The sequence below is a fragment of the Streptomyces sp. NPDC032472 genome (assembly GCF_040636955.1).
Taxonomy (GTDB): domain Bacteria; phylum Actinomycetota; class Actinomycetes; order Streptomycetales; family Streptomycetaceae; genus Streptomyces.
In genome coordinates, this window is sequence record NZ_JBEZVK010000001.1 from 191802 (window position 1) to 218582 (window position 26781).

24 protein-coding genes, 5 tRNA genes and 2 pseudogenes are annotated in these 26781 nt (G+C 70.6%); 20 read left to right on the top strand and 11 right to left on the bottom strand.

Features of this window, described 5'->3' with window-relative positions; genetic code table 11:
• The first annotated feature begins 83 nt into the window (after positions 1–83).
• Together AB0F11_RS00810 and AB0F11_RS00815 are read left to right on the top strand one after the other, a co-directional pair.
• Positions 84–1667, top strand: a complete 1584-nt coding sequence (locus tag AB0F11_RS00810) for an acyl-CoA carboxylase subunit beta (protein WP_362166695.1) — start codon at positions 84–86, stop codon at positions 1665–1667.
• Positions 1668–1690: 23 nt separating this feature from the next.
• Positions 1691–1894 (top strand): acyl-CoA carboxylase subunit epsilon, encoded by a 204-nt coding sequence (locus AB0F11_RS00815; RefSeq protein WP_362166697.1) that lies wholly within the window; start codon positions 1691–1693, stop codon positions 1892–1894.
• 233 nt (positions 1895–2127) lie between these two features.
• Here AB0F11_RS00815 and AB0F11_RS00820 read toward each other — a convergent pair whose 3' ends face one another.
• The 8 genes from AB0F11_RS00820 to AB0F11_RS00855 form a co-directional block, all read right to left on the bottom strand.
• Positions 2128–2709, bottom strand: coding sequence for an ATP/GTP-binding protein (locus AB0F11_RS00820; RefSeq protein WP_037792108.1), 582 nt, complete (start codon positions 2707–2709; stop codon positions 2128–2130).
• On the bottom strand, positions 2690–3244 hold the full coding sequence (locus tag AB0F11_RS00825; RefSeq protein ID WP_362166699.1) for a DUF742 domain-containing protein: 555 nt from the start codon (positions 3242–3244) through the stop codon (positions 2690–2692). The genes AB0F11_RS00820 and AB0F11_RS00825 overlap by 20 nt, the downstream gene beginning before the upstream one ends.
• Before the next feature lie 93 nt (positions 3245–3337).
• Complete coding sequence (locus AB0F11_RS00830) at positions 3338–3751, bottom strand: roadblock/LC7 domain-containing protein (protein WP_114058494.1); 414 nt, start codon at positions 3749–3751, stop codon at positions 3338–3340.
• Between the two features lie 10 nt (positions 3752–3761).
• Positions 3762–6944 (bottom strand): nitrate- and nitrite sensing domain-containing protein, encoded by a 3183-nt coding sequence (locus AB0F11_RS00835; protein ID WP_362166702.1) that lies wholly within the window; start codon positions 6942–6944, stop codon positions 3762–3764.
• A gap of 292 nt (positions 6945–7236) precedes the next feature.
• Positions 7237–7818 (bottom strand): ATP/GTP-binding protein, encoded by a 582-nt coding sequence (locus tag AB0F11_RS00840; protein WP_114054330.1) that lies wholly within the window; start codon positions 7816–7818, stop codon positions 7237–7239.
• Entirely contained in the window at positions 7799–8194 is a 396-nt protein-coding gene (locus AB0F11_RS00845; protein ID WP_125541140.1) for a DUF742 domain-containing protein, read from the bottom strand. Before AB0F11_RS00845 ends, AB0F11_RS00840 begins: the two co-directional genes overlap by 20 nt.
• A gap of 154 nt (positions 8195–8348) precedes the next feature.
• The gene (locus AB0F11_RS00850; protein WP_125541158.1) at positions 8349–8762 is read right to left on the bottom strand and encodes a roadblock/LC7 domain-containing protein; all 414 of its coding nucleotides are present in this window, start codon (positions 8760–8762) and stop codon (positions 8349–8351) included.
• Between the two features lie 9 nt (positions 8763–8771).
• Positions 8772–12479 carry a nitrate- and nitrite sensing domain-containing protein gene (locus AB0F11_RS00855; RefSeq protein WP_362166704.1) on the bottom strand — a complete coding sequence of 1236 codons (3708 nt, stop codon included), beginning with the start codon at positions 12477–12479 and terminating at the stop codon, positions 8772–8774.
• A 563-nt stretch (positions 12480–13042) separates the two neighbouring features.
• Between AB0F11_RS00855 and AB0F11_RS00860 the strand changes: the two genes are divergently transcribed.
• From AB0F11_RS00860 to AB0F11_RS00910, 11 genes and pseudogenes are all read left to right on the top strand, one after another.
• Positions 13043–13228, top strand: coding sequence for a hypothetical protein (locus tag AB0F11_RS00860; RefSeq protein ID WP_362166706.1), 186 nt, complete (start codon positions 13043–13045; stop codon positions 13226–13228).
• A 151-nt stretch (positions 13229–13379) separates the two neighbouring features.
• On the top strand, positions 13380–14180 hold the full coding sequence (locus tag AB0F11_RS00865) for a fumarylacetoacetate hydrolase family protein (RefSeq protein WP_362166709.1): 801 nt from the start codon (positions 13380–13382) through the stop codon (positions 14178–14180).
• Complete coding sequence (gene gltX, locus AB0F11_RS00870; protein ID WP_362166711.1) at positions 14173–15651, top strand: glutamate--tRNA ligase; 1479 nt, start codon at positions 14173–14175, stop codon at positions 15649–15651. The genes AB0F11_RS00865 and gltX overlap by 8 nt, the downstream gene beginning before the upstream one ends.
• Before the next feature lie 109 nt (positions 15652–15760).
• Positions 15761–16024, top strand: a complete 264-nt coding sequence (locus AB0F11_RS00875) for a hypothetical protein (RefSeq protein ID WP_362166713.1) — start codon at positions 15761–15763, stop codon at positions 16022–16024.
• Complete coding sequence (locus tag AB0F11_RS00880) at positions 16021–16392, top strand: hypothetical protein (protein WP_362166715.1); 372 nt, start codon at positions 16021–16023, stop codon at positions 16390–16392. The genes AB0F11_RS00875 and AB0F11_RS00880 overlap by 4 nt, the downstream gene beginning before the upstream one ends.
• 40 nt (positions 16393–16432) lie before the next feature.
• A pseudogene (locus AB0F11_RS00885) lies at positions 16433–17160 on the top strand (HAD family hydrolase).
• 86 nt (positions 17161–17246) lie between these two features.
• A tRNA-Gln gene (locus AB0F11_RS00890) sits at positions 17247–17318 on the top strand.
• A gap of 27 nt (positions 17319–17345) precedes the next feature.
• Positions 17346–17418: transfer RNA gene (locus AB0F11_RS00895), tRNA-Glu, on the top strand.
• A gap of 61 nt (positions 17419–17479) precedes the next feature.
• Positions 17480–17552: transfer RNA gene (locus AB0F11_RS00900), tRNA-Glu, on the top strand.
• A 23-nt stretch (positions 17553–17575) separates the two neighbouring features.
• A tRNA-Gln gene (locus AB0F11_RS00905) sits at positions 17576–17647 on the top strand.
• Positions 17648–17674: 27 nt separating this feature from the next.
• Positions 17675–17747, top strand: a tRNA-Glu gene (locus AB0F11_RS00910).
• Between the two features lie 183 nt (positions 17748–17930).
• Here AB0F11_RS00910 and ndgR read toward each other — a convergent pair.
• Positions 17931–18647, bottom strand: coding sequence for an IclR family transcriptional regulator NdgR (ndgR, locus tag AB0F11_RS00915; protein ID WP_030304142.1), 717 nt, complete (start codon positions 18645–18647; stop codon positions 17931–17933).
• Positions 18648–18832: 185 nt separating this feature from the next.
• Here ndgR and leuC point away from each other — a divergent pair, with 185 nt between their 5' ends.
• From leuC to AB0F11_RS00935, 4 genes are all read left to right on the top strand, one after another.
• Positions 18833–20266, top strand: a complete 1434-nt coding sequence (leuC, locus tag AB0F11_RS00920) for a 3-isopropylmalate dehydratase large subunit (protein ID WP_362166718.1) — start codon at positions 18833–18835, stop codon at positions 20264–20266.
• Between the two features lie 3 nt (positions 20267–20269).
• Positions 20270–20863: a 3-isopropylmalate dehydratase small subunit gene (leuD, locus tag AB0F11_RS00925; RefSeq protein WP_362166721.1), complete on the top strand. Its 594-nt coding sequence runs from the start codon at positions 20270–20272 to the stop codon at positions 20861–20863.
• A gap of 137 nt (positions 20864–21000) precedes the next feature.
• Entirely contained in the window at positions 21001–21228 is a 228-nt protein-coding gene (locus AB0F11_RS00930) for a hypothetical protein (RefSeq protein ID WP_362166723.1), read from the top strand.
• Between the two features lie 144 nt (positions 21229–21372).
• Positions 21373–22062: an HU family DNA-binding protein gene (locus AB0F11_RS00935; RefSeq protein ID WP_362166725.1), complete on the top strand. Its 690-nt coding sequence runs from the start codon at positions 21373–21375 to the stop codon at positions 22060–22062.
• 297 nt (positions 22063–22359) lie between these two features.
• Here the strand turns inward: AB0F11_RS00935 and cofC are convergent.
• Positions 22360–23013 (bottom strand): annotated as a pseudogene (gene cofC, locus AB0F11_RS00940) (2-phospho-L-lactate guanylyltransferase); the annotation flags it as partial.
• Between the two features lie 218 nt (positions 23014–23231).
• Between cofC and AB0F11_RS00945 the strand changes: the two are divergent.
• Genes AB0F11_RS00945 through AB0F11_RS00955 form a run of 3 tightly spaced genes read left to right on the top strand, consistent with a single transcriptional unit; the run spans position 23232 to position 26188 of the window.
• Positions 23232–23984, top strand: a complete 753-nt coding sequence (locus AB0F11_RS00945; protein ID WP_362166728.1) for a lysophospholipid acyltransferase family protein — start codon at positions 23232–23234, stop codon at positions 23982–23984.
• Complete coding sequence (locus AB0F11_RS00950; RefSeq protein ID WP_362166730.1) at positions 23981–24991, top strand: NAD(P)H-dependent glycerol-3-phosphate dehydrogenase; 1011 nt, start codon at positions 23981–23983, stop codon at positions 24989–24991. The genes AB0F11_RS00945 and AB0F11_RS00950 overlap by 4 nt, the downstream gene beginning before the upstream one ends.
• A gap of 39 nt (positions 24992–25030) precedes the next feature.
• The gene (locus tag AB0F11_RS00955) at positions 25031–26188 is read left to right on the top strand and encodes a D-alanine--D-alanine ligase family protein (protein WP_362166732.1); all 1158 of its coding nucleotides are present in this window, start codon (positions 25031–25033) and stop codon (positions 26186–26188) included.
• 90 nt (positions 26189–26278) lie between these two features.
• Here AB0F11_RS00955 and AB0F11_RS00960 read toward each other — a convergent pair whose 3' ends face one another.
• On the bottom strand, positions 26279–26773 hold the full coding sequence (locus AB0F11_RS00960) for a DUF3515 domain-containing protein (protein WP_362166734.1): 495 nt from the start codon (positions 26771–26773) through the stop codon (positions 26279–26281).
• Between the last annotated feature and the right edge of the window lie 8 nt (positions 26774–26781).

Below are 26781 nucleotides of genomic sequence, written 5' to 3' on the forward strand. Positions count from 1 at the left end.
TGTGCGGGCCGGACAGCGGAACACGGCCGAGACTGTGCAGAACCAACGGAGGTTTTTCATGGACCGCTTCGTAAGGTCGGTACATGACCGTAGTGGACCAGACTCCGAGCGAGCCGACGGACGCCCGCGGCCGCGTGGCCGAGCTGCACTCCCTGCGCGAGCAGGCGCGGCGTGGACCGAGTGACCGGGCGACCGAGGCCCAGCACGCGAAGGGCAAGCTGACTGCGCGCGAGCGCATCGCCCTGCTCCTCGACGAGGGTTCCTTCAAGGAGGTCGAGCAGCTGCGCCGCCACCGCGCGAGCGGCTTCGGCCTCGAGGCAAAGAAGCCGTACACCGACGGTGTCATCACCGGCTGGGGCACGGTCGAAGGCCGCACCGTCTTCGTCTACGCGCACGACTTCCGCATCTTCGGCGGTGCGCTGGGCGAGGCCCACGCCGCCAAGATCCACAAGATCATGGACATGGCCATCGCGGCCGGTGCCCCGCTGGTCTCCCTGAACGACGGCGCCGGCGCCCGCATCCAGGAGGGCGTCTCCGCCCTCGCCGGCTACGGCGGCATCTTCCAGCGCAACACCAAGGCCTCGGGTGTCATCCCGCAGATCTCGGTGATGCTGGGCCCCTGCGCCGGCGGCGCCGCGTACTCGCCCGCCCTGACGGACTTCGTCTTCATGGTCCGCGACACCTCGCAGATGTTCATCACCGGCCCCGACGTCGTCCGCGCCGTCACCGGTGAGGAGATCACCCAGAACGGCCTCGGCGGCGCCGACGTGCACGCCGAGACCTCCGGCGTCGCGCACTTCGCGTACGACGACGAGGAGACCTGCATCGCCGAGGTGCGCTACCTCATCTCGATGCTGCCCTCCAACAACCGCGAGAACCCCCCGGTCCACGAGACCTCCGACCCCGCCGACCGGCGCTCGGACGTCCTGCTGGACCTGGTCCCCGCGGACGGCAACCGCCCGTACGACATGCACAAGGTCATCGAGGAGCTCGTCGACGACGGCGACGTCCTGGAGATCCACGAGCGCTGGGCGCGCAACATCATCTGCGCCCTGGCCCGTCTCGACGGCCAGGTCGTCGGCATCGTCGCCAACCAGCCCGCCCACCTGGCCGGCGTCCTCGACATCGAGGCCTCCGAGAAGGCCGCGCGCTTCGTCCAGATGTGCGACGCCTTCAACATCCCGATCATCACGCTGCTGGACGTCCCCGGCTTCCTGCCGGGCGTCGACCAGGAGCACGGCGGCATCATCCGCCACGGCGCGAAGCTGCTGTACGCGTACTGCAACGCCACCGTCCCGCGGATCAGCCTGATCCTGCGCAAGGCCTACGGCGGCGCGTACATCGTCATGGACTCGCAGTCCATCGGCGCGGACATCACCTACGCCTGGCCGACGAACGAGATCGCGGTCATGGGCGCCGAGGGCGCCGCGAACGTCATCTTCCGCAAGCAGATCGCGGAGGCCGAGGACCCGGAGGCCATGCGCGCCCGCATGGTCAAGGAGTACAAGGCCGAGCTGATGCACCCGTACTACGCGGCCGAGCGCGGCCTCGTCGACGACGTCATCGACCCCGCCGACACCCGCGAGACGCTGATCAGCGCCCTTGCGATGCTCCGCAGCAAGCACGCCGACCTGCCGTCCCGCAAGCACGGCAACCCGCCGCAGTAACGAGCGAAGGAGACCTGCCACACATGAGCAAGACTGCCGACACCCTGCTGCGCGTCGAGAAGGGCAACGCCGAGCCGGAGGAGCTGGCCGCGATCACCGCGATCCTGCTCGCCCGCGCCGCCGCCACCCCGCAGGCCCGCCCGGTGCACCGGATCGGCTCCCAGGCCGGCTGGCGCCGCCTGGAGCGCACCCTGGGCTTCCGCGCCCCGCACAGCTGGCAGGGCTGACCCGCAGTACGCCGTCAGGCCCCGCATCCGGAAGGGTGCGGGGCCTGACGCATGTCCGGGGCGGGGATCCCCTGGCGAAGCCCCCCGTGCCCCTGGAGAAGCCCTGGACCCACGTGCCCCCCATGCCGCCCATGCCCCCATGCCCCGTACCCAACGGCGAGGCCCCCCGTGCCGGCAGGGACACGGGGGGCCTTCGCATACGCAGGGCGTCCGGCGGGGCCGGCGCAGGACGACTACCGCAGTCGTGCCATGAGGGCGTGTTCGACGAGGGTGATGAGGGCGCTCTTGGCGTCGGCGCGGTGGCGTGCGTCGGTGGTGATGATGGGGGCGTCGGGGCCGATCTGGAGTGCTTCGCGGACTTCTTCGGGGGTGTAGGGCTGGTGTCCGTCGAAGCCGTTGAGGGCGATGACGAAGGGGAGGCCCGAGTTTTCGAAGTAGTCGACGGCGGGGAAGCAGTCGGCGAGTCGGCGGGTGTCGACGAGGACGACGGCGCCGATGGCGCCGCGGACGAGGTCGTCCCACATGAACCAGAAGCGGTCCTGTCCGGGGGTGCCGAACAGGTAGAGGATGAGGTCCTGGTCGAGGGTGATGCGGCCGAAGTCCATGGCGACGGTGGTGGTGGTCTTGTCGCCGGTGTGGGTGAGGTCGTCGATGCCGGCGGAGGCGCTGGTCATGACGGCTTCGGTGCGCAGCGGGTTGATCTCGGAGACGGCGCCGACGAACGTGGTCTTGCCCACGCCGAAGCCGCCGGCCACCACGATCTTCGCGGAGGTGGTGGAGCGAGCCGCCCCGCCGTTAGAGCTTGCGAAGTCCACTGAGCACCCTTTCGAGCAGTGTCACATCTGGCTGGCCGCCGGCAGATTCGTCGCCGCCGGGCTGGTGAATGGCGACAAGGCCCGCCTCCGCCAGGTCGGCGACGAGGATGCGGGCGACACCAAGAGGAATGGAGAGGAGTGCCGAGATCTCCGCAACGGATTTGATCTCCAGGCACAGGCGGCAGATGCGCTGGTGCTCGGGCAGCTGCCCTTGCATCCGAGCGGGATCCGCCGTGGTACTGACCAGCGCCTCGATGGCGAGCTGGTAGCGCGGCCGGGTCCGGCCGCCGGTCATCGCGTACGGGCGTACCAGCGGGTTGTGCGCCTTCGGAGCCTGGGGCTGCGCAGCACGGAGGTGCTGCTGCGAGGGCCTCTGCGGCGCCTGGGGCTGCTGTTGCTGGCCGTACGTCTGCTGGTACGGGTTGTGCTCCGGCACGGGCCGGCTGGGAGCCGAGGGGAAGTTGAAGCGGTTCTGGTCGTGCCCACCCTGCGGCTGCTGTGCGCCGCCGTAAGGATGTCCTCCGGGTGTTGTCACGTCTCCTCCTCCGACTCCAAGAACGCAGTACTCCCTGTGGAACCGCGCCACCGCACCCTACGGTGCGATGACGCGAAACGCACTGCCTGTTTGCTAGTTGAGAAGGCTTCCCTGCAGTTCGGCGCGCAGGTCCGGGGTGAGGACCGTGCCCGCTCGATCCACGAGGAGGGCCATCTCGTAGCCGACGAGGCCGATGTCGCACTCGGGGTGCGCGAGCACCGCGAGCGAGGACCCGTCGGAGATGGACATGAGGAAGAGGAATCCCCGGTCCATCTCGACCACGGTCTGGTTGACGGCGCCGCCCTCGAAGATGCGGGAGGCTCCGGCGGTCAGCGAGGTCAGCCCGGAGGCCACGGCCGCCAGCTGATCGGCGCGGTCGCGCGGGAATCCATCGGACATCGCCAGAAGGAGGCCGTCGGCGGAGACCACCACCGTGTGGGACACCCCGGGGGTGTTGTCCACGAAGTTGGTGATCAACCAGTTCAGGTTCTGTGCCGCCTGGCTCATCGGGCTCACACTAACGCTCCTGGTCATAGCTGTTACTTGACTGCTCAGTACCCGCGCTGCGTCCCTGCTGGACACCCCGTCGCAGGTTGCTCAACCTGCCACGGACGTCCTCCGGAGCGCGGGAGACCTGGGGGCCGCCCTGCGGGGTGGTCTCCGCAGAGCCTTCGACCAGGTTGGCCTTGGGCACCCGCCGAGGCAGACCGGACGAGGTCACCCCGCCCGCCTTCGGCTCGCGGAGCTTGCCGGCCTGCTGCCAGCGCTCGTCGTTCTTCGAGCGCCAGCCGGAGCCGGCCGCCTCGTCCTGTTCCGGGGCCCGCTCCGGGGCGGCGGGCTGCTGCTGTCGCTGCGGCCGCTGCTCGAAGAGGGATCCGGGGGACTCCGCTTCCTGCTGCGCCGGCTGCCACTGCTGCTGGCTGCCGCGGCGCGGCAGGCCCGCTCCGGTCATTTCGTGACCGGTGTCGGCAGCGGCGCCCGGACGGTCGAAGCCTACGCGGTCCGCGGCGGGTTCGGGAGCGAGAGGGGGTTCCGATTCGGTCCCGTAGCCCTGCTGATAGCCACCGGAGTAGGTGTTCTGCTCCGGCCATTCGGCGTGCTGGGCCTGGGAATCGTATCCGCCGTCGTACGCCTGGGCGTCCTGCTGCGGCTCCTGGTAGCCCGCTTCCGGATACGAGTATTCCTGCTGCGGGTAGGCCTCGTAGGCCTCGTGGGCCTGACGGGTGTCGTACGAGGCGTCGTAGCCCTGCTCGGACTGCTGCTCGTACTCGGGGTACTGCTGGTAGCCGTGCTCCGGCTGCGGTTCCGCATACTCCTGCTCGGAGTACTCCTCCTGGCCCTGCGGGAAGTTCAGCTGGGCCTGGAGGGCCGCACGGCGCTCCTGGTGGCTCAGGGAGCGGCCCACGGAGTCCAGGCCGCCCTCGGCGCCCTGGTTGTCGTAGCGGGAGTCGTCGAAGCCGAGCTCGGCCGCCGTGCGCAGCGGGGCGGCGTTCTGGGTCTGCTGCTGCGGGATCATCGAGGAGACGGTGAACTCGTCGTCCGGGATCCCCTCGCCACCACCACCGTGGGTGATGGCGTCGGGAAGCATGACCAGCGACGTCGTGCCGGCCGCCTCGCCCGAGGGGCGCAGCTGGACGCGGATGTTGTGCCGGTCCGCCAGGCGGCCGACCACGAAGAGGCCCATGCGCTGCGAGATCGCGGCGTCCACGGTCGGCGGGTTGGCCAGCTTGTGGTTGATGTCCGCGAAGTCCTCGGCGGTCAGGCCGATGCCCTTGTCGTGGATCTCGACCATGACGCGGCCGTCGGGCAGACGCGTGGCGTTGACACGGACCTTGGTCTGGGGGGAGGAGAACGTGGTGGCGTTCTCCAGGAGCTCGGCGAGCAGGTGCACGAGGTCGGTCACGGCCTGGCCGTGGATCTCGGCCTCGGAGACGCCCGCGAGCTCGATGCGCTCGTACTGCTCCACCTCGGAGGAGGCGGCGCGCAGGACGTCGACGAGGGGCACCGGCTGGTCCCAGCGGCGGCCCGGCTCCTCACCCGCGAGGATGAGGAGGTTCTCGCCGTTGCGGCGCATACGGGTGGCGAGGTGGTCCAGGCGGAAGAGGTTCTCCAGCTGGTCCGGGTCGGCCTCGTTGTTCTCCAGATCGGTGATCAGCGACAGCTGGCCCTCGATCAGCGACTGGTTGCGCATGGAGAGGTTCGTGAAGATCGCGTTGACGTTGCCCCGCAGGAGGGCCTGCTCGGCGGCGAGCCGGACCGCTTCCCGGTGGACCTGGTCGAAGGCGCGGGCGACCTCGCCGATCTCGTCCTGGGAGTCGATCGGGATCGGCGCGACGCGGGTGTCGACCTTGCCCGGGTCGGTGCGCGAGAGCTGGTCGACGAGCATCGGCAGGCGCTGCTCGGCGACGTCGAACGCGGCGCCGCGCAGGCGGCGCATCGAGCGGCTCATCTGGCGGGCCACCATGCCGGCCAGGATGAACGCGAAGAGCAGGGCCACGACCACGACCGCACCGGTCCAGATGGCGGCGTTGCGGGCGTCGTCGGAGACCACGACGGTGTCCTTGACGGCCTTGTCGAGGAGTTCCCTCTCGACCTCGGCGTAGCCCTCGAACTTGCCGGTGGCGGCGGCCTGCCAGCTCAGCGGCGTGATGCCGTTCTTGGCCAGGACGGCGGGCTTCTCGCCGCTGGCTATGCCGTCGGTCATGGCGGTCAGCACGGAGCCGTTGGCCGGGACCGCCGGGACCTTGAAGGGGGTGCCGGCCTGCTCCGCCTGGGACTTGGCGGCGGCGAGCTTGGCGGCGGACTCCTGGGACTTCTTGGCCATCACCTCTTTGAGGCGGTTGGTGTCGTCCTCGGTTCCGGCGGCGACGTACTCGCCGATCGCGATTTCCTCAAGGTAGGCGTACGAGGAGAAGGCGACGAGCTGGGCCTTGCGGATGTTCTCGTCTTCGTTCGGGCGGACCAGCAGGTGGGTGCCGATGGCGCGCTGGAGCGACTCGGCGGCCTTGGCCAGCTCGATCGCGTAGACCATGCGGCCGTAGCTGGTCACGTTGCCGGTGCCGAGCCCGAGTTCGTTGGAGAACTGCATCAGGTAGTGCTGGACGAGCAGGTAGCCGTCCTCGGTCGGAGTGGGACCGAAAGCGCTCGGGGGGTTCTTCTTGGGCGTCTCCTGGGCCTGGTACGCGTGCGAGCGCACCTGCTCCAGCTTCGGCTCCTCCTGGCGGAAGAGGTCCAGGCGCCGTTCCAGGCCCTGGTTCTTCGGCAGGTCCTTGACGGCCTGGGCGAACTTCTCCTGGGCCGCGTCGGTGGCCTTGTACGCCTTGGTGACGACCTCGTTCTTGGTGTCGCCCTTCAGCAGCGGTTCGGCCGTCAGGTCGCGCTCGTTGAGCAGGGCCTGGCCGTATTCCGCCGCCGCCTGGACGATGCGGGCCGTCTTCTCGGCGTCCTTGGCCTCGTTCCAGGTGTCGAGGGAGCCCTTCACCTGGAAGCCGCCCATGACCAGTCCGACGAGGACCGGCAGGAGCAGGATGGCGTTCAGACGGGTGGCCACGCGCCAGTTGCGGGGCGAGAGCCTGCTGGTGTTGCCGCTCTTGGCCTGCGGTTCCACGGGCGCGTCGACGGGCGACGCGGCCGCGCGCTGCGGCGGGGTGAAGTTGCCGCGCGCGGATTCATCCGCGGGGCTCGAGTTGCTTCGCCTCACTCGACCAACAACCTCTCGGCGGTGCTACTAGCTAGTTAGTTGAATTCCAGCATGGTCAAGGGCCGTGTTCCAAACAGTTGGATTCGGCCGTTGCCGGAGCCGCCCGCCGTACATAAAACGGACATAAAGAGCGAGCGGCGGCAAAAACGGGGCCAGTTGTGCGCACAGCGACACCGGGCGAACGCGCCCCGTGCCCGAAGAAGGCCAATTCTCTGTCGAAACGTTATGAACGAGGAGGGCGGGCCGTGTCGCATGACACAGCCCGCCCTTCCCCGTCCGCATGCCGATCCCGTTACTTCAGTCGTGCCATGAGGGCGTGTTCGACGAGGGTGATGAGGGCGCTCTTGGCGTCGGCGCGGTGGCGTGCGTCGGTGGTGATGATGGGGGCGTCGGGGCCGATCTGGAGTGCTTCGCGGACTTCTTCGGGGGTGTAGGGCTGGTGTCCGTCGAAGCCGTTGAGGGCGATGACGAAGGGGAGGCCCGAGTTTTCGAAGTAGTCGACGGCGGGGAAGCAGTCGGCGAGTCGGCGGGTGTCGACGAGGACGACGGCGCCGATGGCGCCGCGGACGAGGTCGTCCCACATGAACCAGAAGCGGTCCTGGCCGGGGGTGCCGAACAGGTAGAGGATGAGGTCCTGGTCGAGGGTGATGCGGCCGAAGTCCATGGCGACGGTGGTGGTGGTCTTGTCGCCGGTGTGGGTGAGGTCGTCGATGCCGGCGGAGGCGCTGGTCATGACGGCTTCGGTGCGCAGCGGGTTGATCTCGGAGACGGCGCCGACGAACGTGGTCTTGCCCACGCCGAAGCCGCCGGCCACCACGATCTTCGCGGAGGTGGTGGAGCGAGCCGCCCCGCCGTTAGAGCTTGCGAAGTCCACTGAGCACCCTTTCGAGCAGTGTCACGTCCGGCGTGCCGCCGGCCTCTCCGTTGCCCGGCTGGTGGATGGCCACCATTCCGGCCTCCGCCAGGTCGGCGACGAGGATCCGGGCGACACCGAGCGGCATCGACAGCAGTGCGGAGACCTCCGCGACCGACTTGACCTCGCGGCACAGCGTGCAGATGCGCTGGTGCTCGGGCAGCAGGCCGGACAGGTGCATCGGATCGGCCGTGGTGCTGACCAGTGCCTCGATGGCGAGCTGGTAGCGCGGCCGGGTCCGTCCGCCGGTCATGGCGTACGGGCGCACGAGCGGCTGGTCGCCCTCCGAGTACGACGAGTCGTCGTACGCATCGGAGTAGGCGGGGGGCGGGGTCATTGATCCTCCGGGCTGGACAGCAGTGGTCAGCGTGCCGTCTGACGGGGCGGCCGGTGGGGGGGATGGTATGACGGCCTGGCGGTGGTACTGGGATCCGGGGCGGGAGCCCCGGTCCCCCGGGCCGGAAGTACCGTCCGGCCCGGAGGATGGTGGGTCAGATGAGCAGGCTTCCCTGCAGTTCGGCGCGCAGGTCCGGGGTGAGGACCGTGCCCGCTCGATCCACGAGGAGGGCCATCTCGTAGCCGACGAGGCCGATGTCGCACTCGGGGTGCGCGAGCACCGCGAGCGAGGACCCGTCGGAGATGGACATGAGGAAGAGGAATCCCCGGTCCATCTCGACCACGGTCTGGTTGACGGGTCCGCCCTCGAAGATGCGGGAGGCTCCGGCGGTCAGCGAGGTCAGCCCGGAGGCCACGGCCGCCAGCTGATCGGCGCGGTCGCGCGGGAATCCATCGGACATCGCCAGAAGGAGGCCGTCGGCGGAGACCACCACCGTGTGGGACACCCCGGGGGTGTTGTCCACGAAGTTGGTGATCAACCAGTTCAGGTTCTGTGCCGCCTGGCTCATCGAACTCAACTAACGCTCCTGCTGGTAAGTGGGGTCGATGGGGTAGCTGCCGGTCGCCGGTCCGTTGTTGCCGGCCTGGCGACCCTGCTGGATACCGCGTCGGAGGTTGGTCAGACGGCCGCGGACGTCGTCCGGTGAACGGCTGACCTGCGGGCCGGCCTGGGTGTCGGCCTGCTGCTGTGCGGTGCCGGCCACGAGGTTCGCCCGCGGTACCCGGCGCGGCAGCCCCGAGGTGGTGATGCCGCCGGCGGCGGGCTGGCGCACGCGCTCGGCCTGCCGCATCAGCTCGTCGTTCGGCGACGACTTCCAGCTGACGGTCGGAGTGGTGCCGGTCGCCGTGTGGGCCGGCTCGGCCGCGGGCTCCTGGCCGCGCCGCTGCAGCGGCTGCTGCGGGCGCTGGCGGGTGGCCGGAGAGGGCGCCGGGGCGGCGGCCTGCGGGTGCTGGGGCACTGCCGGCATCTGCCCGGTGGACTGCATCTGCCCGGTCGGCTGGGAGCCCTGCTGGGGGTACCAGTTCGACTCGAGCGTGTCGAAGATCGGGCTGCGCTCGCCGCCGAGGCCCTGGGCCGGGGGCAGCGCCTCCGGCTGGGGGGCCTGCGGCAGCTGGGCCTGCGGGCCGGGGGCGTAGCCGCCGACGCCGGGACCGCCGGGCCGGGCGAACTGGCCCGTGGTGGACGGGTCCAGCGGCCCGCGCACGTCCGGGCGCTCGAACTGCCCGGTGGTGGAGGCGGGGCCGGCCTGCGGGGGCGGGGCGTTGAAGTCCGGGCGCGGGAACTCGGCCGTCGAGCCGGGGCCCGAGAGCTCGTCGTGGCCGCGCGGGACCTCTTGGCCGCCCTGGCGGGCCGGGTCGACGCCCCAGCCGGCGGTCTGCGGGGCGGGCGCGCCGCCGGTGCCGGGGAGCTCCGGGCGCACGGCGCCACCGCGCGGCGGCAGCTGCGGCCGCGGGCCGCGCTGCGGAGCCGGGGCGGGAGCCTGGGGCTGGGCGTGGGCCTGGCCGACCGGGCCCGTGGGGAAGCCGGGCTGCTGCGGCTGCGGCCGCTCGAAGCCGTTGCCCTGCGGGAAGCCGGCCGGGCCGGAGGGAGCGGAGGCCGGACGGGCCTGGTGGCCGTCGGCAGGGCCGCCCGCCGGACCGCGGTTCGGCAGCGGGGCACCGCCGCCGAAGGCACCCTGGCCCTGGCCGGTCGGCGCGGCGGGCATGCCGGGACCGCCCGCCATGCCGGGACCGCCGGCCATGCCCGGACCAGCGGGCATACCGGGACCGCCCTGCGGACGCCCGCCGGGACCGCCCTGACCGGGCAGCGCGGCGCGCTGGCCCATCGCGGCGGCGATGCCGGCGCGCTGGCCGGCGCCCACGGGCTGGCGGGCACCGCCGCCCGGGCCGGAGCCCTGGCCGGCGGAGGCGCCGGGACCGCCCTGCGGACCGCCGGAGCCGGGGCCGCCGGGGCCGCCCTGGCCGCCGGGACCGCCCTTGCCCGGCTTCTTGCCGCCCTGGGCGACGTCCACCGGAAGCATGACGAGGGCCGTCGTACCGCCCGAGTCGGACGGGCGGAGCTGGATGCGGATGCCGTGTCGCAGGGACAGGCGGCCGACCACGAACAGGCCCATGCGGCGGGAGACGGAGACGTCCACGGTGGGCGGCGCGGCGAGCCGCTCGTTGATGGACGCGAGGTCCTCGGGGGAGAGGCCGATACCGGTGTCGTGGATCTCGACGAGCACGCGGCCGTCGGGCAGCGCGTGGCCGGTGACCTTGACCTTGGTCTGCGGGGAGGAGAACGAGGTGGCGTTCTCCAGCAGCTCGGCGAGCAGGTGCACGAGGTCGTTGACGACGCGGCCGGCGACATCGGTGCCGGGCACCGCCGCCAGCTCGATGCGCTCGTACTGCTCCACCTCGGACGCGGCGGCACGGAGCACGTCGACGAGCGGGACGGGGCGGGTCCACCGGCGGCCCGGCTCCTCACCCGCGAGGACGAGGAGGTTTTCGCCGTTGCGGCGCATGCGGGTGGCGAGGTGGTCGAGCTTGAAGAGCGAGGACAGCTGGTCCGGGTCGGCCTCGCGCGACTCCAGTTCGGAGATGAGCGACAGCTGACGCTGGATGAGGCCCTGGGAGCGGCGCGAGAGGTTGGTGAACATCGCGTTGACGTTGCCCCGGAGGAGGGCCTGCTCGGCGGCGAGGCGGACGGCCTCGCGGTGCACGTCGTCGAAGGCCGCGGCCACCTGGCCGATCTCGTCACGGGTGTGCAGGCCGACGGACTCCACGGACGTGTCCACGTCCTGCGGGTCGGACTCGGACAGCTGCTTGACGAGCTCGGGCAGACGGTCCTGGGCGACCCGGGTCGCGGTGTCCTGCAGGCGGCGCAGCGAGCGGATCATGGACCGGGCCATGACGAACGCGCCGACGAGGGAGACGCCGAGCACGAGGAGGATCAGGGCACCGTTGATGATCGCGTCGCGCTGCGACTCGTTCTTCAGCTCACGGGCCTTCTGCTCCATCTCCTCGAGCAGGGTGAGCTCGATGACCTTCATGGCCTGGAGCTTGGTGCCGTCCGCGTCGTACCAGTCCAGCCAGGACTTGTACTGGGTCTCCTTGGAGAACTGGTCGGGACCCGACAGCACACGGCGGGCGTAGTGGTCCGCCTTGCCGATCTCGGGGTTGCCGTCGCCGAGGGACGCGAGGAGCTCCTCGGACTTGCCCTGGTAGACGAGCTCGAAGGTCTTCTTCGCCTGGCCCTCGCCGCGGAGCGCGGAGAGGGCGTACAGGCGGTCGTTCTCGGACAGCTTGCCGGCGGTCTTCTCGTTGCCGTCGGGCAGCGAAGCGGCGATGATCGCGCGCTGGATCGAGGCGTACTCCTTGGCGGAGGAGAACGCCGCAAGTGCACGGGTACGCTTGATCATCTCCGGGCTGGACGTGGCCTGGGCCATGTCCTGGGAGAGGGAGAGCAGCGAGACGATCAGCGAGTTGTACTCGGTGACGGTCTGCTGGGCGCCGTTCTGGTACGCCTTCTTGCGGACCGCGTCGAGCTCGCCGAGCTGGCGGCCGATCTGCAGGATGTTGTTGCGGATCGACTTGAGGGTCTCGTCCTTGTCCTCCGTGGCGTCGACCTTGTCGGTCGCGGCGGCGAAGGCCTTGACGGCGGCGTCGGTCTGCGAGCGGACGCCCATGACGAAGCTGTCGGGCTTGTCCGTCTTGTTGATCGACAGCGGACCGGCCGACTGGTCGCGCTCCTCCTGGAGCGCGGCGGCCAGGTTGGTGGCCTGCCGGGTCATCGTCGTCAGCAGCTGCATGTGCTCGAGCTGGGCGATGTCGGTCAGCGAGTCGTCGATACGGAAGGCACCGAGGGTGGTGGCGGCGACGACGGGCAGGGTCAGCAGCGACACCAGTCGCGTGCTGATGCGCCAGTTCTGCATGTGCAGACGGGAACCGGGCCCGGGCGGGGCCTTCGGTATCGAGGCGTCCTTCTCGGCCGACTCGTCGGTCGCGGCCTTGCCCTTGCCGCCCTTGCCCTTGGTCTTGCCCTTGGGCTTGAGGCGTGAGGCCTTGACCTTGGCTTCGGAGGAGTCGGGGCCTGCGCCTTCGATGGCGGGCCCGCGGCCCTGGGCGTGCTGGGGCGAGGAGCCGCGGTCGGTCCCGCCGCGCGGGTCCTGCTCCGCAGCAGCTTCCCCTCGGCCCTGAAGGGCCTGGGGAGACCCCTTGCCATCCCTCTTGAATCGTCCCTGCACTAGCGTCGCAACCTCTGGACCAGGCGTCCCGCCGGGCGACCGGTGGGACGGTGTCGAGTCGTGGGGCGTCGCAGCCCCATGGTGGTCGTCGGTGACCGGCGCGTCTTTCTCTCCTTGCACCGCCGCGCGGCGCGTCTCGCGCCACCTGCGCGCCGGCTGTCTCCCGCGGCGGTCCCGCGAATTCCAGCACAGTGGCGGATCTCCAACAAGGTGCGCGTGTCGGCCTGGAGTGTTGGTCACCAGTCGTGATGAGAGCACTACGCCATGTGGGCCAGCTTTCAGGGCGAATCGGACTTACGCTGCCCAAACGCCAAGGCTGGCAAGGTGTCCCAGTCGAGATGATCAGGAGCGGAATGGCTGATTCAGTGGCGCAATGTCCGTTTCCGGTGCCCGAATTGACTGACTGTTATGCCCGGATTGTCGGGTCACAGGTGAGCAAACTCACACGGCCGTGGCCAATACTTCCCGGTTCAGGCGGGGAATCGGATGTTTAGCCTTGCCCTTTACAGGGTTGACGGAACCGACAACCCCACCGACGACCGAGCCGAGGGCCCGAAACTCCGATGAAGACGACGATGATGTTCCGCAACATAGCCAACCCGCGCCGCACCACCCTCGCGCACCTCAAGGACGCCGAGGAGATGCAGGCCGTCGAGGCTCCGGAGCACGCCGTCGAGCTGCCCACCCAGACCGCGAACCCGCGCCGCACCGTGCTGATGCACGCCCCGGCCGCCCCCGCCGCCCAGTAGCAGCGGCCCGCGAGCAGCCCGGGAGCAGAGCGCGCAGACGCCCCGCCGCCGGCCCGGCGGCGCAATGACGCGGGGCGCCGCTGCCCGCCGCGTTAGCCTGGAGTCCGCAGACTCCAGCCAGCGGAAATACAAAGAGGGGCAGACGCAGCACGTGCGCATCGCCAGGTTCTCGATCGACGGCAATGTCGCGTTCGGCGCAGTCGAGGGCGACACCGCCCCCGGCGCCGAGGGTGAGCTCGTCCTCGACATCATCAAGGGCATCCCGTTCGGGGACTTCGAGCTCTCCGGCACGAAGGTCCCGCTGAGCAAGGTCCGGCTGCTGCCGCCCGTGCTCCCCAACAAGGTCGTGGCCGTCGGCCGCAACTACGCGGAGCACGCGGCCGAGCTCGGCCACGAGGTCCCGGACGCCCCCATCACCTTCTTCAAGCCCTCCACCTCGGTGGTCGGCCCGGGCGACCCGATCACCTACCCCTCCTTCTCCCAGGACCTCCACCACGAGGCGGAGCTCGCCGTGGTCATCGGCCGCATGTGCCGCGAGGTCCCGCGCGAGCGGGTCAAGGACGTGATCCTCGGCTACACCTGCGCCAACGACGTCACCGCGCGCGACGTCCAGCAGCGCGAGAAGCAGTGGGCCCGGGCCAAGGGCTTCGACAGCGCCTGCCCCCTCGGCCCCTGGATCGAGACCGGCCTGGACCCGGAGGCGATCGCCGCCGGCCTGGCCGTCCAGTGCACCGTGAACGGCCGGCAGCGCCAGCTCGGCAGCACCAGCGACATGGTCCGCTCCGTCGAGGACCTGGTCGTCCACATCACCGAGGCCATGACGCTGCTCCCCGGCGACGTCATCCTCACGGGGACCCCGGCCGGAGTCGGCCCCCTCAACGTCGGCGACGAGGTCGCCGTCACCATCGAAGGCATCGGCACTCTCACCAACAAGGTGATCAAGCGTGGCTAACGCGACCCCCGTCCGCGTACGTTTCTGTCCCTCCCCGACCGGCAACCCCCACGTGGGCCTGGTCCGCACCGCCCTGTTCAACTGGGCGTTCGCCCGCCACCACGGCGGCACCTTCGTCTTCCGCATCGAGGACACCGACGCGGCCCGCGACTCCGAGGAGTCCTACGGCCAGCTGCTCGACTCGCTGCGCTGGCTCGGCTTCACCTGGGACGAGGGCCCCGAGGTGGGCGGCCCGCACGCCCCGTACCGCCAGTCGGAGCGCATGGACATCTACGCGGACGTCGCGCAGCGCCTCCGCGACGGCGGCTACGCGTACGACTGCTACTGCACCACCGAGGAGCTCGACGCCCGCCGCGCGGCCGCCCGCGCCGCCGGCAAGCCCTCCGGCTACGACGGCCACTGCCGCGAGCTGACCACCGTGCAGCTGGAGGCGTACAAGGGCGAGCACCGCACGCCCATCGTCCGCTTCCGGATGCCCGACGAGCCGATCACCTTCACCGACCTGGTCCGCGGCGAGCTGACCTTCACCCCGGAGAACGTGCCGGACTTCGGCATCCTGCGGGCCAACGGCGCGCCGCTGTACACGCTCGTCAACCCGGTCGACGACGCACTGATGCAGATCACCCACGTGCTGCGCGGCGAGGACCTGCTGTCCTCCACCCCCCGGCAGATCGCTCTGTACAAGGCGCTGATGGAGCTGGGCATCGCCACCGGCATCCCGCAGTTCGGCCACCTGCCGTACGTGATGGGCGAGGGCAACAAGAAGCTCTCCAAGCGCGACCCGGAGTCCTCGCTCAACCTGTACCGCGAGCGCGGCTTCCTGCCCGAGGGCCTGCTGAACTACCTCTCGCTCCTCGGCTGGTCCTTCTCCAAGGACCAGGACATCTTCTCGATCGAGGAGATGGTGGCGAAGTTCGACATCCCCGACGTGAACGCGAACCCGGCGCGCTTCGACCTCAAGAAGGCCGAGGCGATCAACGCCGACCACATCCGCCGGCTGGACCCGAAGGCCTTCGCGGACGCCTGCGCCCCGTGGCTGCAGGCCCCGTTCGCCAACTGGGAGCCCGAGGAGTTCGACACGGCGGCCTGGGAGGCCATCGCGCCGTACGCCCAGACCCGTGTGACCGTCCTGTCGGACATCACCGCCAACGTCGACTTCCTGTTCCGCAAGGAGCCGGTCGAGGACCAGGCGTCCTGGGACAAGGCGATGAAGGGCGAGCCCGCGGCCCTGCTGACCACGGCCCGCGCCCACCTGGACGCGGCCGACTGGAACGACCCGGAGTCCCTCAAGCAGGCCGTCCTGACCGCCGGCGAGGCCCACGGCCTCAAGCTCGGCAAGGCGCAGGCCCCGGTCCGCGTGGCCGTCACCGGCCGCACCGTCGGCCTGCCGCTCTTCGAGTCCCTCCAGATCCTGGGCAAGGACCGCTCGCTGGCCCGCATCGACGCGGCCCTGGCCAAGCTGGCCGCGTAGCACCGCCTTTCGCGTCCCTCGGGGGCGGCGGCCGGATCCCGGCCGCCGCCCCTTTGGCATGCTGTGACCGAGGTCACGAAGCCGAGGTATTCGGTGGTATTCTCCGGTCATGGCCGACACGACGATAAAGATCGCCGAGGAGACCCGCGACCGGCTTCGGCAGCTGGCGCAGGAGAGGGGCCTCAGTACCCGGGCGTACGTCGAGCGGCTGGCCGCGATGACCCCGGTGGAGGCGGAGCGCGCAGAGCGGACGGCGCGCGCGGTCGCGTACGTACGCGCCCATCTGTGCGCGGACTTCACCGACGAGGACGTGCGTGAGGGCCAGCGCTGGCGCGAGGCCATCGTCGCGCGTGCGGTCGGCAGTCGCAGGTGATCATCCTCGATCACACCGCAGTCCTGGCACTGTGTCGCGGGCACCGGCTGCTGTCGGGCCTCGCCGTCGTCGAGGTCGACGATCCGTCCCGGCGTGCCCATGTGCCTGCTCTCTGCCTGGTCGCCGCAGGCAGGGAACTGCCCGGCGTGGCGGCCCATGTGGGGGCACTGCCGGGCCTGGAGTTCCTTCCGCTCGATTTCGCGGGCGCCGCGGCCGTCGAGGACGTCACGGCTGCCGGGCTCGACTGGAGGTACGCCCATGCGGTGTTCGCCGCGGCATCCGGGGCCGTGGAGGGGCAGGTGTTGACCTCTACCCCCGAGGCCTACGACGGGACGGGCGTCTGGGCCGTCGAGATCGGCAAACCCTAAAACCCTCCCGGCGCCAAGCTGCAGGCGTAGCCTCGGCGGTATGCCGATCCGAGCCGTGCTGTGGGACATCGACGACACCCTCTTTGACTACACGGGTGCCGACACCGCCGGGCTCGCGCGCCGGCTCGCCGAGGACGGGATCGACCGGCGGTACGGAACCCCCGCCGAGGCGCTCGCGCGCTGGCGGGAGGCCACCGCCCGGCACTGGGACCGCTTCGCCGCGGGCGAGGTGTCCTTCCAGGGGCAGCGCCGGGACCGGGTGCGGGACTTCCTGGAGGAGCCCGCGATGGACGACGACACCGCCGATGCCTGGTTCGAGCGGTACGTGGAGCACTACCAGGCCGCCTGGACGGTGTTCCCCGACGTCCTGCCCGCCCTGGACGCCCTGGCGGGCACCTACCAGCACGGCGTGCTGTCCAACTCCTCCAGCGCCAACCAGGACCCCAAGCTGCGCCGGCTCGGCCTGCGCGAGCGCTTCGAGGTGCTCGTGTGCGCCGCCGAGCTCGGGGTCAGCAAGCCCGAGGCGGCGGCCTTCCTCGCGGCCTGTGAGGCGCTGCGCCTACCGCCGGGCGAGGTGGCGTACGTGGGGGACCAGCCGGAGATCGATGCGCGCGGCGCGCGGGACGCCGGCCTGACCGCGGTCTGGCTGGATCGCGACGGCGGGCGGGGGCCCGGACCCGGTGGCGTGCACCGGATCGCCGGGCTTTCCCAGCTCCCCGGGGTGCTGGCCGGGATACCCGTTTTGGAGCACGGTCAGGCATCCGGTAATGTTCTTTCTGCGCCGCCGGAGAGGGCCGAAAGGCCGGACGGAGGCGCCGCCCGAAGGAAAATCCCCGCAAGGGATTGACTTTTGGTGGGGTATGGTGTAATTGGCAACACGAGGGTTTCTGGTTCCCTTATTCTAGGTTCGAGTCCTGGTACCCCAGCGCAGTGCAGCAGTAACGCAGTGCTTTGCCCCCGTTGTGTAGCGGCCTAGCACGCCGCCCTCTCAAGGCGGTAGCGCCGGTTCGAATCCGGTCGGGGGTACAGATCCTTCCCGTGAGGTGTTTTGGGTAGCTCCTGGACGTCTTGATGCAGGATCGCTAGGGCCCCCGTTGTGTAGCGGCCTAGCACGCCGCCCTCTCAAGGCGGTAGCGCCGGTTCGAATCCGGTCGGGGGTACTGAGGTCTGGTTTAGACCACCTTGGGCTATGGTGTAATTGGCAACACGAAGGTTTCTGGTTCCTTTGTTCTAGGTTCGAGTCCTGGTAGCCCAGCGCAGTGCAGCGTCAGCTGCAAGGCATGCCCCCGTTGTGTAGCGGCCTAGCACGCCGCCCTCTCAAGGCGGTAGCGCCGGTTCGAATCCGGTCGGGGGTACGCATCGAGGAGGCCCTCCGCGTTCATCGCGGAGGGCCTCCTTCGTGTTTCCGCACCCTTCCCGGGACGGCCCGAAGCGGGCCCGGCGGGCGCACAAGTACGGGCCCGAAGGCGCGTGTTCGGACGTGTGCGGCGTCGTACGCGCCCCCGGGCCCGGGGGACGGGGGAAAGGGGTTCGGCAGGTCAGCCGGAGCGGCGCAGGGCCTCGGTCAGGCGCGCTGCGGCGTCGATGACGGCCTGGGCGTGCATCCGGCCCGGGTGGCGGGTCAGGCGCTCGATCGGCCCGGAGACCGACACGGCGGCCACCACGCGGTTCGACGGCCCGCGCACCGGCGCGGAGACGGACGCCACACCGGGCTCCCGCTCGCCGATCGACTGCGCCCAGCCGCGGCGCCGCACGCCCGACAGGGCCGTCGCCGTGAAGCGCGCGCCCTGCAGGCCGCGGTGCAGCCGCTCGGGCTCCTCCCAGGCCATGAGGATCTGCGCGGCGGAGCCGGCCTTCATCGGGAGCGTGGAGCCCACCGGGACGGTGTCCCTGAGGCCCGACAGCCGCTCCGCGGCCGCCACGCAGATGCGCATGTCTCCCTGCCGGCGGTAGAGCTGCGCGCTCTCGCCGGTCACGTCGCGCAGGTGGGTGAGTACCGGTCCCGCCGTGGCCAGCAGGCGGTCCTCGCCGGCCGCGGCGGCGAGCTCCGCCAGCCGCGGTCCGAGGATGAACCGGCCCTGCATGTCCCTCGCCACCATCCGGTGGTGTTCCAGTGCCACGGCCAGGCGATGTGCCGTGGGTCGTGCGAGCCCTGTCGCCGCGACCAGCCCGGCGAGGGTGGCCGGACCGGACTCCAGTGCGCTCAATACCAGAGCTGCCTTGTCGAGAACGCCGACGCCGCTAGAGTTGTCCATGAAACGATATTCACGTCTCACACTGTGAAACGCAAGTTCAATTTTTCCAAGAACAAGCGAGTCTGTATGTGCGGGTCCACGAACCACTGGGTCCGAGGCCGTCGTCCGGCACGTGGGGTACCGGCGAGCAGCCGCACCACATCTCTATGAAGCGCCGGCCCGAGGGGCCGGCCGGAGGGAAAGCGATGGGTAGGACACTCGCGGAGAAGGTCTGGGACGACCACGTCGTCCGGCGCGCCGAAGGCGAGCCCGACCTCCTCTTCATCGATCTGCACCTGCTGCACGAGGTGACCAGCCCCCAGGCCTTCGAGGGCCTGCGGCAGGCCGGCCGCAAGGTCCGCCGTCTCGACCTCACCATCGCGACCGAGGACCACAACACCCCCACCCTCGACATCGACAAGCCGATCGCCGACCCGGTCTCCCGGGCCCAGCTGGAGACGCTGCGCAAGAACTGCGCCGAGTTCGGCGTGCGCCTGCACCCGCTGGGCGACGTCGAGCAGGGCGTCGTCCACGTCGTGGGACCGCAGCTCGGCCTGACCCAGCCGGGCACCACCGTGGTCTGCGGCGACTCGCACACCTCGACGCACGGCGCCTTCGGCGCGCTGGCCTTCGGCATCGGCACCAGCCAGGTCGAGCACGTCCTGGCCACCCAGACGCTGCCGCTGGCCCGGCCCAAGACGATGGCGATCACCGTCACGGGCGAGCTGCCGGAGGGCGTCACCGCCAAGGACCTGATCCTGGCGATCATCGCCAAGATCGGTACGGGCGGCGGCCAGGGCTACGTCCTGGAGTACCGCGGCGAGGCCATCGAGAAGCTCTCGATGGAAGCCCGGATGACCATCTGCAACATGTCGATCGAGGCCGGCGCCCGCGCGGGCATGATCGCCCCCGACCAGACCACCTTCGACTACCTGCAGGGCCGCGACCACGCCCCGCAGGGCGAGGACTGGGACGCGGCGGTCGCGTACTGGAAGACCCTGCGCACCGACGAGGACGCGGTCTTCGACGCCGAGGTCGTCATCGACGGTGCCTCACTGTCGCCGTTCGTCACCTGGGGTACCAACCCCGGCCAGGGCGCGCCGCTGTCCGCGAGCGTCCCCGATCCGGCTTCGTACGAGGACGCCTCGGAGCGCCTGGCCGCCGAAAAGGCCCTGGAGTACATGGGGTTGAGCGCCGGGCAGCCGCTGCGCGACATCAAGGTCGACACCGTCTTCGTAGGTTCCTGCACCAACGGCCGGATCGAGGACCTGCGCGCCGTCGCCGACGTCATCAAGGGCCGCAAAGTCGCCGACGGCGTGCGCATGCTGGTCGTCCCGGGCTCGGTCCGCGTCGCCCTGCAGGCCGTCGAGGAGGGCCTGGACCTGGTCTTCAAGGAGGCCGGCGCCGAATGGCGGCACGCGGGCTGCTCCATGTGCCTGGGCATGAACCCCGACCAACTGGCCCCCGGTGAGCGCTCCGCGTCCACCTCCAACCGCAACTTCGAGGGCCGGCAGGGCAAGGGCGGCCGTACGCACCTGGTCTCCCCGCCGGTGGCCGCCGCCACCGCGGTGCTGGGCCATCTGGCCTCGCCCGCCGACCTGACCGCCAACTCGGCCGATCCCGCCCCCTCCGGAGTCTGAAACATGGAAGCCTTCACCACCCACACCGGCCGGGCCGTACCGCTGCGCCGCAGCAACGTCGACACCGACCAGATCATCCCGGCGCACTGGCTGAAGAAGATCACCCGCGACGGGTTCGAGGACGGGCTCTTCGAGGCCTGGCGCAAGGACCCCGAGTTCATCACGAACCGCCCGGAGCGCGCGGGCGCGACGGTGCTGGTCGCCGGCCCCGACTTCGGCACCGGCTCCTCCCGTGAGCACGCCGTCTGGGCCCTGCAGAACTTCGGGTTCAAGGCGGTCATCTCCTCCCGCTTCGCCGACATCTTCCGCGGCAACTCGCTGAAGAACGGTCTGCTGACGGTGGTCCTGCCGCAGGAGACCGTCGAGCGGATCTGGGAGCTGACCGAGGCCGACCCCACCGCCGAGGTGACCGTCGACCTGGTCGCCCGGCAGGTCCGCGCAGCGGGAATCGAGGCGGAGTTCGAACTCGACGACAACGCCCGCTGGCGCCTGCTGGAGGGGCTGGACGACATCTCGCTCACCCTTCAGAACGAAGCCGACATCGACGCGTACGAAAGCGCGCGACCCGCCTTCAAGCCGCGCACGATTCAGGTCTGATTCCAGCCTGATCAGCGCTTATTCACCTTCCGGTGATCACATCGAGAACACTGTGCCCCCCGCCTTCCGGCGGGGGGCACAGCTGTGTGTTGAGGCCCTGTGAGGCGACAACTCGCCCCAGATGGCACAATCTGTGCATGGAACGCGACAGTCAACTTGAGCTCTACGAACTCGTCGCGGACCGGTTGAAAGAAGCACACACACGGGTGCGCACGCTGCAAGTCCCGGAGGCGGTAAGGATGGCGCTGTCCCGGAAGCTGTTGGTCGTCACGGCCGCGGCGAAGCATGATCTCGCCGATGCGGCAAGGCGCCTGGACAGGTTGATGAAGGACCTCGACGAGGGTCGATTCCCTGAAGGCGACTGATGCGAAGGAACTCCGCAACGGGCACTTCCGTTGCGGCACTAGGGTGATTAGCCCGTTTCGTGTTTGATTTGCGGTATATATCCGCCTAACGTGCGAAATAAGCTTGAACACATTCGTTCTGGCGAAGTCTCCGAAGGGGAAGACGTGAACAAGGCGCAGCTCGTAGAAGCGATTGCCGACAAGCTGGGCGGCCGCCAGCAGGCCGCTGACGCTGTCGACGCGGTACTGGACGCCATGGTCCGCGCGGTCGTCGCGGGCGACCGGGTCTCGGTCACAGGCTTCGGCTCGTTCGAGAAGGTCGACCGGCCGGCCCGCTACGCCCGCAACCCGCAGACGGGTGAGCGCGTCCGGGTCAAGAAGACCTCGGTTCCCCGCTTCCGCGCGGGCCAGGGGTTCAAGGACCTGGTCAGCGGGACCAAGAAGCTCCCCAAGGGCGACGAGGTGGCCGTCAAGAAGGCCCCCAAGGGCAGCCTGATGGCCGCCGCCGCTGCCGCCTCCAGCCGCTCGACGGTCAAGAAGGCCGCCGCCAAGAAGGCCACCACCGCGAAGAAGGCGGCGCCGGCCAAGAAGGCCGCGCCGGCGAAGACCGCGGCGGCGAAGAAGGCCACCACGAAGAAGACCGCCGCCACGGCGAAGAAGACCACGGCGACGGCCAAGAAGACCACCGGCGCGGCCAAGAAGGCCGCGCCGGCGAAGACCGCGGCCGCGAAGACCACGGCCAAGAAGACCACCACCGCGCCGGCGAAGAAGGCCGTCGCGAAGAAGGCGCCCGCCAAGAAGACGACGGCGCGCAAGACCACCACCGCGAAGAAGACGACCGCCCGCAAGAAGTGAGGGCGGGCGCCCGTTCCACACGCCGGGCCGGCTTCCCCTTGGGGGGAGGCCGGCCCGCGGTGCGTTTTCGCAGGTCGGACGCGGCAGTCCGGGTCAGAACGTCTGCAGCGTGACCAGGGTGATCCGCAGGCCCGGGCCCTCGCCCTCGGTCTCGATCCGCACCCGCTGGCCGGGGCGCAGCAGCCGCAGGCCGCCCGCGTCGAACGCTGCCGCCCCGAAGGGCACCGGGGTGCCGTCGTCGAGCAGCACGCTGCCGCTGCGGGTCTGGGAGTCGTAGGTGTACGCGGTCGCCTGCATACCGGAACTGTATCGGGCCGTGTGGGGCCCGACACCGAGGGAGAGGGCCGTCCGCAGATCCGCGCCGGTGTCCACGTCCCGGCGCACGCTGTCCACCCCCGTCAGCACGATTTCCGCCGCCCCCGACGCGGAATGCCTGGCCCTTGACCGGCCCCCGAACGAGGGTGCCAATTCCGACTCCGGACCCGCGGAAAGCAAGGTCGTACCGATTCCCGCCGCATCCGCCAGAAATGCCCGGGGAAATGCGGATGCGGTTTCGAGCACGCGTAGCAATTCCGGTGGGCGCAGGGCGGGAAGGTCCGCGTTCATCGCCGCGAGCGCCGCCCCGGGCACGGCCGCCCGTATCCGCCGCGCCCCGTGGGCGAGCGCCGCGTTGAGACCCGCCGCCGGCACGTCCGGCACGATCCGCGCCCCCAGCCGGGCCAGTTCCGCCCCGGCCGCCGCGTCGTCCGTGACGACCACCACATCGCGCACCGCAGCGCAGGCCAGCGCGGCCGCCACCGTGTCCTGCGCGAACGCCAGGGCCAGCCCGGCCCTGGAGGCCCCCACCGCCGCCGCGAGACGGCTCTTGGCCACCGCCAGGGGCTTCAGCGGGATCACCAGGCTCCAGACGGCGTTCGTGGCGGACCCCTTCCCTCCGGTGCGCTGCGGCACATGCCCGGACCACGGCCGGGTCATGGCCTGGTCATGCGTCGGCCCATTGTCACCCGCGCCCGGGCAACCCGGAGGTCCGGCGGCCGGAGCGGGGCGTACGGTGTTCTCGACAGAGTCCGGACCTGACGCCACACTTGTCCGGCCGACGAGGTGCCCAAGCTTCCCCAGCCAGCGCTGGGAGGTACCCGCGCGCACCGGTACTAGAGGAAGGTGTTCCAGTGTCCCGCCGCAGAATCGGCTTCTGGTACCGCCTGGCGGCGGTCATTGCAAAACCGCCGCTGGTGGTGCTCTTCAAGCGGGATTGGCGGGGAACGGAGCACATGCCGGCCGACGGCGGATTCATCACCGTCGTCAACCACAACTCGTACCTGGACCCGTTGTCCTACGCGCACTTCCAGTACAACACCGGCCGGGTGCCCCGCTTCCTCGCGAAGGCCGCCCTGTTCAAGGTGCCCTTCGTCGGCGCCATCCTGCACGGCTCCGGCCAGATCCCCGTCTACCGCGAGACCACCAACGCCATGGACGCGTTCCGGGCCGCCGTGGACGCGATCGGGCGCGGCGAGTGCGTGGCCTTCTACCCGGAGGGCACCCTCACCCGCGACCCCGAGGTGTGGCCGATGGCCGGCAAGACCGGCGCCGCCCGCGTCGCGCTGATGACCAGGGCGCCGGTCGTGCCGGTGGCCCAGTGGGGCGCCAACCTCGCGATGCCGCCCTACGCCAAGGAGAACAAGGTCCGGCTCTTCCCGCGCAAGACCCTCCAGGTGCTCGCGGGACCGCCCCTGGACCTCTCCGCGTACTACGACCGGGAACCCACCCCGGACGTGCTCAAGGAAGTCACCGAGATCATCATGGCGGCCATCACCGCGCTGCTGGAGGAGCTGCGCGGCGAGAAGGCGCCCGAGACGCCCTACGACCACCGCAAGGCCAGGGCGGAGCAGCGGCGCAAGGCCGCGGGGGAGGACCGCAAGTGACACGTCCCGTGAAGGCGGCCGTCTTCGGAACCGGCTCCTGGGGCACCGCCTTCGGCATGGTGCTCGCCGACGCCGGCTGCGAGGTGGTCCTGTGGGGCCGCCGCCGGGAGGTGGTCGACGCCATCAACACCACCGGGACCAACCCGGACTACTTCCCCGGCGTCGAGCTCCCGAAGAACATGCGCGCCACCACCGACGCCGCCGAGGCGGCCGCCGGCGCCGACTACGCGGTCCTCGCCATCCCCTCCCAGACCCTGCGCGGCAACCTCGCCGAGTGGGCCCCGCTGCTGGAGCCCGAGACCGTCCTCGTCTCGCTGATGAAGGGCATCGAACTCGGCAGCGCCAAGCGGATGAGCGAGGTGATCGAGGAGGTCGCGAAGGTCCCCGCCTCGCGCGTCGCCGTCGTCACCGGCCCCAACCTGGCCCGCGAGATCGTCGCCCGGCAGCCCGCGGCCGCCGTCGTGGCCTGCGCCGACGAACCGGTCGCCCAGCGCCTCCAGGCGGCCTGCCACACCCCGTACTTCCGCCCGTACACGAGCACCGACGTCATCGGCTGCGAGCTCGGCGGCGCCGTGAAGAACGTCATCGGCCTCGCCGTCGGCATCGCGGACGGCATGGGCCTCGGCGACAACACCAAGGGCTCCCTCATCACCCGCGGGCTGGCCGAAGCGACCCGGCTGGGCCTGGCGATGGGCGCCGACCCGCTCACCTTCTCGGGCCTCGCCGGCCTCGGCGACCTGGTCGCCACCTGTTCCTCGCCGCTCTCCCGGAACCACACCTTCGGCACCAACCTGGGCCGCGGGATGAGCCTGGAGGAGACCATCGCGGTCACCAAGCAGACCGCCGAGGGCGTCAAGTCCTGCCAGTCGGTGGCCGATCTGGCGCGCCGCCACGGGGTCGACATGCCGATCACCGACACGGTCGTCGACATCGTCCACCACGGCAAGCCCCCGCTGGTCGCGCTGAAGGAACTCATGGCGCGCAGCGCCAAACCGGAACGGCGCTGACTCCTTTCCGGACGCTTGAGCGGGTACTCTCGTGGCGATATGAGCAGCGAGAACCTCCCCCAGTCCCCGGAGCAGCAGGGCCGCAAGCCCCGCGTGGCCGTCGTGTTCGGCGGCCGCAGCTCGGAACACGCCATCTCGGTCGTCACGGCGGGCGCCGTGCTGCGCGCCATCGACCGCTCCAAGTACGAGGTGCTGCCCATCGGCATCACCACGGACGGACGGTGGGCGCTGACCGCCGACGAGCCCGAGCGGATGGCCATCGCCGACCGCAAGCTCCCGAGCGTCGCGGAGCTCGCGGAATCCGAGGAGGGCGCCGTCGTGCTCTCCGTCGATCCCGCGAGCCGCGAGGTCGTCTACACCGAGCCGGGGGCCGTTCCCAAGGCCCTGGGCGAGGTCGACGTCGTCTTCCCGATGCTGCACGGCCCGTACGGCGAGGACGGCACCCTCCAGGGCCTGCTGGAGCTCTCCGGCGTCCCGTACGTGGGCTCCGGCGTGCTCGCCTCGGCCGTCGGCCAGGACAAGGAGTACATGAAGCGCGTCTTCACCTCCTTCGGCCTGCCCGTGGGCCCCTACCTGACCGTCCGCCCGCGCGAGTGGGACGCCGACCGGGACGCCGCCAAGGGCCGGATCCTGGACTTCGCCGCCGAGCACGGCTGGCCGCTGTTCATCAAGCCCGCCCGGGCGGGGTCCTCCATCGGCATCACCAAGGTCGACGACGTCTCCGGCCTGGAGGCGGCGATCAGCGAGGCCCGGCGCCACGACCCGAAGGTCATCGTGGAGGCGCTGCTGCGCGGCCGCGAGATCGAGTGCGGCGTGCTGGAGTTCGAGGACGGCCCGCGCGCCAGCGCGCCCGCAGAGATCCCGCCGGTCTCCAGCCACGACTTCTACGACTTCGAGGCGAAGTACATCGACTCCGCCTCCGGCATCGTGCCCGCCCCGCTCACCCCGGAGCAGACCGCCGAGGTGCAGCGGCTCGCGATCGAGGCCTTCGAGGCCGCGTCCTGCGAGGGCCTGGTGCGCGCCGACTTCTTCCTCACCGAGGACGGCACCTTCGTCATCAACGAGATCAACACCATGCCCGGTTTCACGCCGATCTCGATGTACCCGCGGATGTGGCAGGAGTCGGGCATCGCCTACCCGGAGCTGGTGGACCGCCTGATCCAGGCGGCCCTGCGCCGCTCCACCGGGCTGCGCTAGCGCGGACCGGCAGCGCGACCGCCCGCCACGCCGACCGCCCGCCGGGATTCCCGGCGGGCGGTCGGTGCGAGAGCACGGGGGCGGGGGACGTCAGTAGGACGAGATCCCCTCGGGGACGGCCTTGGCGATCGCGGTGGACAGCCCGACCAGCATCCCCGCGTCCATGGCATGCTCCTTGTCGACCCGGACCTCCGTGTACGCCAGCCGCAACCCGGTGGTGAAGCGGAAGGACCCGTCGTCCAGCTTCTCCAGCAGCCAGGCCACACCGTTCACGTGCACGCCCTCCTGCTTCGGATCGCGCATCTTGGCGGGCTTGGGGATGCCGCACCGCAGTACGATCGCCGAGCCGCCCCACGCGGCGGTCAGATCGGACTCCGGCTCGGCAGGAGTCCGCGCCAGGCCCGCCACCGTCGCCGGGAGCTCCTTGTGCAGCGCCGCACAGTAGCCCGCGACGTCGGACGGCGGCGCGGGCGGCGGGTCCACCCGGGCCTCGCCGCCGCCCGGGGAGCAGCCCGCGAGGGCTGCCGCGGCAGCCAGGGCGGGCAGCAGGACGGGCACACGGAGGGGCCGGCGGTGCAGTGACATCACCGGCC